Origin of the sequence: Enterobacter cloacae complex sp. IR53030, from assembly GCF_049238365.1 — a bacterium.
GTDB lineage: Bacteria > Pseudomonadota > Gammaproteobacteria > Enterobacterales > Enterobacteriaceae > Enterobacter > Enterobacter kobei.
Window position 1 is genome coordinate 182,622 of sequence record NZ_JBMKHA010000008.1, and the last position, 6,461, is coordinate 189,082.

Sequence of the window (6,461 nt, forward strand, 5' to 3'; positions counted from 1 at the left end):
TTATGTCCGTACTCGATCTAAACGCCCTTAACGAACTGCCAAAAGTCGAACGCATTCTGGCACTGGCAGAAACCAACGCCCAACTGGAAAAGCTCGACGCCGAAGGGCGCGTGGCCTGGGCGCTGGAAAACCTGCCGGGAGACTATGTGCTTTCGTCGAGCTTTGGTATTCAGGCGGCGGTGAGTTTGCATCTGGTGAATCAGATCCGTCCGGACATTCCGGTGATCCTCACCGACACCGGCTACCTGTTCCCGGAAACCTACCAGTTTATTGACGAGCTGACGGACAAGCTCAGGCTGAACCTGAAAATCTACCGCGCGACGGAAAGCGCGGCCTGGCAGGAAGCACGCTACGGCAAGCTGTGGGAGCAGGGCGTTGAGGGCATTGAGAAATACAATGAGATCAACAAAGTCGAGCCGATGAACCGGGCACTGAAAGAGCTTAACGCGCAGACGTGGTTTGCAGGGTTGCGCCGTGAGCAATCCGGCAGCCGTGCCACGCTGCCGGTGCTGGCGGTTCAGCGCGGAGTCTTTAAGGTGCTGCCGATTATCGACTGGGATAACCGGACGGTGTACCAGTACCTGCAAAAACACGGGCTGAAGTACCATCCGCTGTGGGACCAGGGCTACCTGTCAGTTGGAGACACCCACACCACGCGCAAATGGGAACCGGGAATGGCGGAAGAAGAGACGCGATTCTTTGGGCTGAAACGCGAGTGCGGGTTGCACGAAGGGTAATTCCTCAACCGCCCTCTCCCTGTGGGAGAGGGTTGGGGTGAGGGCATCAGGCCGCGCTATACTTAAAAACCTCAGCCTTTCCCCGCCTTCGCCAGCTCCTTCACCAGCGGCAGCATCACTTTCACCACGTCCCGGCTGCGGTGTTCAATTCGCTGCGGCAGGGCGCTATCAATATGCTGCTGATTATCCAGCATCACGTTATGCCAGCTTGTCCCGTCCGGGAAGGCTTTCGATTTTCCCCGTTGCTGGTAGCCATCTTTTTTCCCCAGCGCCCAGTTAGTTGCTTCCACGTACAGGACCGGAATGCCCGCTTTATCGAACACTTCGCCGTCGTTGCAGCAGCCCGTTCCTCGCGGATAATTTGGATTGCCGCCCGGGTTGCTGGCGGCATACACCCCGTGGCTGCGGGCAATGGCGAGCGCCCGGTCACGCGTCAGTTTACGCACGCTACCCGGTGTACTCTGCCCGCTATTGAAATACAGTTTATCGCCGACAATCAGGTTATCGAGGTTAATTACCAGCAGCGTATTTTTCTTCTCTTCAGCGCTCATGCGTTTAAGGAGATTCTCAGCGCCGAGCTTACCCTCCTCTTCACCGCTAGTGGCAACGAAACGAATGCCATATTGCGTCGGAATGTTCTTCATTCGCTCGGCCAGTTCGAGCATCACGCCAAGACCCGCTGCGTTATCGTCAATGCCCTGCAGCGTCAGCCCGCCGAGGTTGTTATCGGTGTCGGCATCGCTGAGCGGTGCGTAAGTATCGAGATGCGCCATGATAATAATCTGTTCCGCCGCGCGACCTTCGTGAGCCGCAATAACCGTACTGCCGGTCACGTTGTGCCAGTTTTGTGTTTTATTGCGCGAGGTATAGATATAGCGGCTGTGAAACGACCGGATATCGCTCTGGTAACCCATATCAGCAAATTGCTGGCGAATATAGTCAGCAGAGAGCATTTCCGCAGGTGAACCGGTCATGCGGCCAGGGAAAACGGTGGCAATATGCCGCGCCTGCTGAGTGGCGATTTCACCATAGGGTTGATTTTTTGCCTGAGCCGGAAGAATAAAGCAAACGCCTAGCGCCAGGGCAGCAACACAGTGGCGCGTTGCGGAAAACATAGTGAGTCCTTAAAAACAGAGCAAAATTTTAACTGGCCTAGTATGAAACTGTGATCGCCCATACACAATTTGAATTGCTCTTAAATGCCCGAAAATTCGCGTGTTAAGCACTTTTTGATATTAACTTTTTCACATCGTTATTCCATTGAGTAACTACTCATTCCAATTCGTAATTTCATTCGGTCTAAGCCGCCCCCTATAGTCCCTCTATTCCTCGTTGTTAGTGAGTTGTTGCCTGTGGACTATCTGCCCTTATTTGCCGCGATTAAAGAGAAACCGGTGCTGGTTGTTGGCACGGGTGAAATTGCCGATCGCAAAATCGCGTTTTTGCAACGTGCGGGGGCGCAGGTGTGGGTAGTGGCAGAAGCGGATTTTGACGAATCACAAATCGACAGCGTAGTGCTGGTAATAGCGGCGACCGAAGATCGCGACCTGAACCGTCGTGTTTCCGACGCCGCTCAGGCCCGTTACCGCCTGGTGAACGTGGTGGACGACCAGCCGTTATGCTCGTTTATCTTCCCGTCGATCGTTGACCGTTCGCCGCTTCTGGTGGCGATCTCCTCCGGCGGTACTGCTCCGGTGCTGGCGCGCGTGCTGCGGGAAAAAATCGAAGCACTGCTGCCGACAAGCCTCGGGCGCATGGCGGAGACAGCCAGCTACTGGCGTAACCATCTGAAGACCCGGCTGACCAGCGTTGCGGAACGTCGTCGCTTCTGGGAGCGGGTGTTTCGCGGCCGCTTTGCCAGCCTGATGCAGGCCGGCAATGAGACGGCGGCGCAGAAAATTCTCGAAGACGAACTGGATAACCCTGGCAGTACGAACGGGGAGATCATTCTGGTGGGCGCAGGGCCGGGCGATGCCGGGCTTCTGACGCTGCGTGGCCTTCAGGTGCTGCAGGACGCGGACGTGGTGTTCTACGACCATCTGGTCACCGACGGCGTACGCGAGCTGATCCGTCGCGACGCGGAGCAGATCTGCGTCGGCAAACGGGCAGGCGAGCACTCTGTGCCGCAGCACGACACCAATCAGATGCTGATTGCTGCCGCCAAAGCGGGCAAAACCGTGGTGCGTCTGAAAGGGGGCGATCCGTTTATCTTCGGACGCGGCGGAGAAGAGTTGCAGGCCGCAGCCGAAGCGGGCGTGCCGTTCCAGGTGGTGCCTGGCATTACGGCGGCATCAGCAGTAACGGCCTATGCCGGTATTCCGCTGACCCATCGCGATTATGCGCAGAGCGTCACGTTTGTGACCGGGCACTACAAGGCCGACAGCACGCCGTTTGACTGGTCGCATCTCGCCCAGAGCCGGCAAACGCTGGCGATATACATGGGCACGATGAAAGCCGCAGACATCAGCGAACAACTGATTCAGCACGGTCGCGAGGCAGCGACGCCCGTTGCCGTGATTTCTCGCGGCACCCGCGTCGATCAGCATGTTGCTATCGGCACATTACTCGAACTTGCAGACCTGGCGAAAGATGCCCCGATGCCCGCCCTGATCGTGGTGGGGGAAGTGGTACAGCTGCACAGTACGCTCGCCTGGTTTCAACATACTACAGACTCAGAGGGGTTTGGTTCCTCTGTGGTGAATCTGGCTTAAGGAACGGTTATGGACCAAAAACGACTTACTCACCTGCGGCAGCTCGAAGCGGAAAGTATCCATATTATCCGCGAAGTGGCAGCCGAATTTTCTAACCCGGTGATGATGTACTCCATCGGTAAAGATTCCAGCGTCATGCTGCATCTGGCGCGTAAAGCGTTTTATCCGGGTACGCTGCCGTTCCCGCTGCTGCACGTCGATACCGGCTGGAAATTCCGCGAAATGTACGAATTCCGCGACCGTACCGCAAAAGCTTACGGCTGCGAGCTGCTGGTGCATAAAAATCCGGAAGGGGTGGCGATGGGCATTAACCCCTTCGTGCACGGCAGCGCCAAACATACGGATATCATGAAAACCGAAGGGCTGAAGCAGGCGCTGAACAAATACGGCTTTGATGCCGCCTTCGGCGGCGCGCGCCGTGACGAAGAGAAGTCTCGTGCTAAAGAGCGTATCTACTCTTTCCGCGATCGTTTCCACCGCTGGGATCCGAAAAACCAGCGCCCGGAGCTGTGGCACAACTACAACGGCCAGATCAACAAAGGCGAAAGCATCCGCGTTTTCCCGCTCTCCAACTGGACCGAGCTGGATATCTGGCAGTACATCTATCTGGAAAATATCGAGATCGTTCCGCTGTATCTGGCGGCTGAGCGCCCGGTGCTCGAGCGCGACGGCATGCTGATGATGATCGACGACGATCGCATCGACCTGCAGCCGGGCGAAGTCATCAAAAAACAGATGGTGCGTTTCCGTACCCTCGGCTGCTGGCCGCTGACCGGCGCGGTGGAATCCAACGCGCAGACGCTGCCGGAGATCATTGAAGAGATGCTGGTGTCGACCACCAGTGAGCGACAGGGGCGCGTGATTGACCGCGACCAGGCAGGCTCCATGGAGCTGAAGAAACGTCAGGGTTATTTCTAAGGAGCCGCCATGAACACCACTATTGCTCAACAAATTGCCAACGAAGGCGGCGTGGAAGCGTATCTGCACGCGCAACAACACAAAAGCCTGCTGCGTTTTCTGACCTGCGGCAGCGTGGATGACGGGAAAAGTACCCTGATTGGTCGCCTGTTGCACGATACACGCCAGATTTACGAAGATCAGCTCTCTTCTCTGCACAACGACAGCAAACGTCATGGTACCCAGGGTGAAAAACTCGACCTGGCGCTGCTGGTGGATGGTTTGCAGGCGGAGCGCGAGCAGGGCATCACCATCGACGTGGCCTATCGCTATTTCTCAACGGAGAAGCGCAAATTTATTATCGCCGACACCCCGGGGCACGAGCAGTATACCCGTAATATGGCGACCGGCGCGTCGACCTGCGACCTGGCGATCCTGCTGATCGACGCCCGTAAAGGCGTGCTGGATCAAACCCGTCGTCACAGCTTTATCTCCACGCTGTTGGGGATCAAACACCTGGTCGTGGCGGTCAACAAGATGGATCTGGTGAACTTCAGCGAAGAGAAATTTGAGGAGATCCGCCAGAGTTACCTGACCTTTGCCGAACAGCTGCCGGGTAATCTGGATATCCGCTTCGTGCCGCTTTCCGCGCTGGAAGGCGATAACGTCGCCTCCCAGAGTGCGAATATGCCGTGGTACAGCGGCCCGACGCTGCTGGAAGTGCTGGAGACCGTTGAAATTCAGCGCGTGGTTGATACCCAGCCGATGCGCTTCCCGGTGCAGTACGTTAACCGTCCAAATCTCGATTTCCGCGGCTTCTCCGGCACGATTGCCTCCGGCTCCGTGAAGGTGGGACAGCGTGTCAAAGTGCTGCCCTCCGGCGTAGAATCGGCAATCGCGCGCATCGTGACGTTCGACGGCGACCTCCAGGAAGCCGGGGCAGGGGAGGCGGTCACCCTGGTGCTGAAAGACGAGATTGATATCAGCCGGGGCGATCTGCTGGTCGACGCGCAGGAAACGCTGGCAGCAGTGCAGGGCGCGTCTGTGGATGTGGTCTGGATGGCGGAACAGCCGCTGACCGCAGGCCAGAGCTACGACATCAAAGTTGCGGGCAAGAAAACTCGCGCCCGCGTGGACGGCATTCAGTTCCAGGTGGACATCAACAATCTCACCCAGCGTGACGTGAGCGAGCTGCCGCTGAACGGTATTGGCCTGGTGGATCTGACTTTCGATGAGCCGCTGGTGCTGGATCCGTATCAGCAGAACCCGGTAACGGGCGGCCTGATCTTTATCGACCGTCTGACTAACGTCACCGTCGGTGCGGGGATGGTTCGTGAGCCAAACGAGCAGGCGACCGTCGCCTCTGAATTCAGCGCCTTCGAACTGGAGCTGAACGCGCTGGTGCGTAAGCACTTCCCGCACTGGGGCGCCCGCGATCTGCTGGGAGGCAAATAATGGCCGCACATGATGAGAACGTCGTCTGGCATCCTCATCCGGTCACCGTCGCGCAGCGTGAGCAACTCCACGGACATCGTGGGGTTGTGCTGTGGTTTACCGGGCTGTCTGGCTCCGGTAAATCCACGGTAGCGGGCGCGCTGGAAGAGGCGCTGCATCAGAGGGGCGTGAGCACCTACCTGCTGGACGGGGATAATGTCCGTCATGGTCTGTGCAGCGATTTAGGCTTCAGCGACGACGACCGCAAAGAGAATATTCGCCGGGTGGGAGAAGTCGCCAGCCTGATGGCGGATGCCGGGCTGGTGGTGTTAACGGCGTTTATCTCGCCGCATCGTGCTGAGCGCCAGATGGTACGTGAGCGCGTGGGGCAGGATCGCTTTATCGAAGTGTTTGTCGATACGCCACTGGCGGTCTGCGAAGCTCGCGACCCGAAAGGGCTGTACAAAAAAGCGCGTGCCGGCGAACTGCGCAACTTCACCGGAATTGACGCGGTTTACGAAGCGCCTGAATCGCCTGAGATTCACCTGGAAGGTCAACAATTGGTAACAAATTTAGTAAGCCAATTATTAGACCTGCTCAGACGGGACGATATTATCAGATCCTGAGGCGGTTGTCCGAGGACAATAAAGTTGTACACAAAGCACTAAAGTTGTAACCATTC

6 protein-coding genes are annotated in these 6,461 nt (G+C 57.2%); 5 read left to right on the forward strand and 1 reads right to left on the reverse strand.

Annotated elements, in window-relative coordinates; all coding sequences use genetic code 11:
* Positions 1–2: 2 nt before the first annotated feature.
* Positions 3–737 carry a phosphoadenosine phosphosulfate reductase gene (gene cysH, locus ACOTXR_RS11105; protein ID WP_023337698.1) on the forward strand — a complete coding sequence of 245 codons (735 nt, stop codon included), beginning with the start codon at positions 3–5 and terminating at the stop codon, positions 735–737.
* 71 nt (positions 738–808) lie between these two features.
* Here cysH and ACOTXR_RS11110 read toward each other — a convergent pair whose 3' ends face one another.
* Positions 809–1,852, reverse strand: a complete 1,044-nt coding sequence (locus tag ACOTXR_RS11110) for an aminopeptidase (protein WP_023331191.1) — start codon at positions 1,850–1,852, stop codon at positions 809–811.
* Between the two features lie 237 nt (positions 1,853–2,089).
* On the opposite strand from ACOTXR_RS11110, the gene cysG reads away from it, so the two are divergent.
* The 4 genes from cysG to cysC are packed head-to-tail and all read left to right on the forward strand — an operon-like array spanning position 2,090 to position 6,405.
* Positions 2,090–3,448 (forward strand): siroheme synthase CysG, encoded by a 1,359-nt coding sequence (gene cysG, locus ACOTXR_RS11115; RefSeq protein ID WP_058690188.1) that lies wholly within the window; start codon positions 2,090–2,092, stop codon positions 3,446–3,448.
* 9 nt (positions 3,449–3,457) lie between these two features.
* Positions 3,458–4,366, forward strand: a complete 909-nt coding sequence (gene cysD / locus ACOTXR_RS11120) for a sulfate adenylyltransferase subunit CysD (RefSeq protein ID WP_008499613.1) — start codon at positions 3,458–3,460, stop codon at positions 4,364–4,366.
* 9 nt (positions 4,367–4,375) lie between these two features.
* Entirely contained in the window at positions 4,376–5,800 is a 1,425-nt protein-coding gene (gene cysN / locus ACOTXR_RS11125; RefSeq protein ID WP_058690189.1) for a sulfate adenylyltransferase subunit CysN, read from the forward strand.
* A complete protein-coding gene (gene cysC / locus ACOTXR_RS11130; RefSeq protein ID WP_014885032.1) occupies positions 5,800–6,405 on the forward strand; it encodes an adenylyl-sulfate kinase in 606 nt (201 codons plus the stop codon). The genes cysN and cysC overlap by 1 nt, the downstream gene beginning before the upstream one ends.
* Positions 6,406–6,461 lie beyond the last annotated feature (56 nt).

What these genes read in the sequence shown, in the direction of transcription:
- cysH (WP_023337698.1), top strand. Translation starts at nt 3, where the DNA reads ATGTCCGTACTCGATCTAAACGCCCTTAACGAACTGCCAAAAGTCGAA.
- ACOTXR_RS11110 (WP_023331191.1), bottom strand. Translation starts at nt 1,852, where the DNA reads ATGTTTTCCGCAACGCGCCACTGTGTTGCTGCCCTGGCGCTAGGCGTT.
- cysD (WP_008499613.1), top strand. Translation starts at nt 3,458, where the DNA reads ATGGACCAAAAACGACTTACTCACCTGCGGCAGCTCGAAGCGGAAAGT.
- cysN (WP_058690189.1), top strand. Translation starts at nt 4,376, where the DNA reads ATGAACACCACTATTGCTCAACAAATTGCCAACGAAGGCGGCGTGGAA.
- cysC (WP_014885032.1), top strand. Translation starts at nt 5,800, where the DNA reads ATGGCCGCACATGATGAGAACGTCGTCTGGCATCCTCATCCGGTCACC.